The organism is Ruminococcus callidus ATCC 27760 (assembly GCF_000468015.1).
GTDB lineage: Bacteria > Bacillota > Clostridia > Oscillospirales > Ruminococcaceae > Ruminococcus_C > Ruminococcus_C callidus.
In genome coordinates this window covers 1-1,704 of sequence record NZ_KI260379.1, presented here as the reverse complement: position 1 = coordinate 1,704, position 1,704 = coordinate 1, and the positions used below count along the sequence as shown (strand labels likewise).

The 1,704-nt window shown below is 43.6% G+C and carries 1 protein-coding gene; it reads left to right on the top strand.

The genetic code is table 11. The features are described 5' to 3' along the window. The first annotated feature begins 131 nt into the window (after positions 1 to 131). A complete protein-coding gene (gene istA / locus RUMCAL_RS06115) occupies positions 132 to 1,568 on the top strand; it encodes an IS21 family transposase (RefSeq protein WP_021681784.1) in 1,437 nt (478 codons plus the stop codon). Positions 1,569 to 1,704 lie beyond the last annotated feature (136 nt).

Sequence of the window (1,704 nt, the reverse complement as noted above, 5' to 3'; positions counted from 1 at the left end):
TATATCTGCTAAAATAAAACTGAGCCAGCTGAGGGAAAAATGATAATAAAAAAGTGAGCCACAAATAATAAAAATCCTGTATCATAAGAGAAAGAACTTGTATACAGGAGGGATAAGGAGTGGCAATAGCAATGGAGATCTATGAAAAGATCAGATATTATCGAGAGCATACAGACTTCAGCCAGCGTAATGTAGCAAAGATACTGGGGATCTCACGAAACACAGTAAAGAAATACTGGGAAGGACGAACAGTTCCATGGGAACGCAAACCTGGCAGCGGCAGAAAAAATGACATCATCACCGATGATGTCAAAGCATTTATCATGAAGTGCCTGGATTCTGACCAGAAAGCACCGCGGAAGCAGCAGCATACAGCACATAAGATATACACACGCCTGGTTGCCGAATGTGGTTTTGATGGCTGTGAAGCTTCTGTAAGACGGACGGTGGCAGAACTCAAAGGCAAGGTGAGCAATGTGTTTGTACCATTGTCCTATGACCCAGCCGAAGCCGTTCAGGTGGATTGGGGTGAAGCAACTGTAATACTTGGCGGGATCAGGCAGAAAATCCAAATATGGTGTATGCGTGAATGCCACAGCGGGGATATCTTTGTTTCCGCTTTTTACCGGCAGAATGAAGAAAGCTTTCTGGAAGGGATCGTAAAAGGACTTGAACATTTTGGCGGAACGCCGCAGAAGATCATTTTTGATAATGCTCGTGTTGCTGTAAAAGAAGGATTTGGATGTCATGCAAAAGCAACAGACAAATATCTTTCCCTGTCGGCACACTATTCCTTCAAACCAGTATTCTGCAATCCGGCACAGGGTCATGAAAAGGGGCTTGTAGAAGGTCTGGTAGGACTTGTCAGAAGAAATTTCTTCGTGCCTGTCCCTAACATATCGACCATAGATGAGCTGAATGAAAAGCTTCTGGAATATTGCGCTGTGTACAGAAATCATAAGATACCCGGAAAAGATCTGACGGTAGGTGAAATGGCTGAAAACTGTAAGGAGCATTGGATCCCTTTACCGCCGTACCGCTATGATACATCAAATACACTTCAGATCAAAGCGGATGATTTCTCACTTGTGAGATTTGATCACAACAAATACGCAGTGCCGTATCAGTACAGTTCCAAGATGATAACGGTCAAAGGAAGCGGCAATCAGGTCATAATGCTGTTCCGAGGTGAGATCATTGCAAAATATGATCGTGATTACCGTCATAACCAGACCCATTATCGTTTAGAGCATTACATCGGATTGATCGAAAAGCGTCCGAGAAGTGTTTACAATGCTGCACCGATCAAGAAAACTGTTCCGACCGAACTTTATCAGTTTTTGATGAAACTGAGCAGTCCCAAAGAAATTGTCAAGGTGCTGCGGCTGTACCTGGATATCGGAAATGCGGTATTGAAACACTTGCCTTATGCAGATTCCTACAACACGCTGTATGCAGGAGTGATCGGAAGTCCGGTAAGAAAAATACAGATAGAATCCTCCATCGGGATCGTACCGCCGGATCTCAAACGATATGATTCGCTTCTGAAAGGCGGTGATGCGGTATGAACAGCGTACAGAAAGAAATGATCAGGCTCTATGCAAAACAACTCAGACTGCCGACTTTCAATAACTATGAAAAAGTCATACGACAGCTTTCTGCTGACGATGGTTATGCACAATTTCTGATAGAGCTGATGAAACA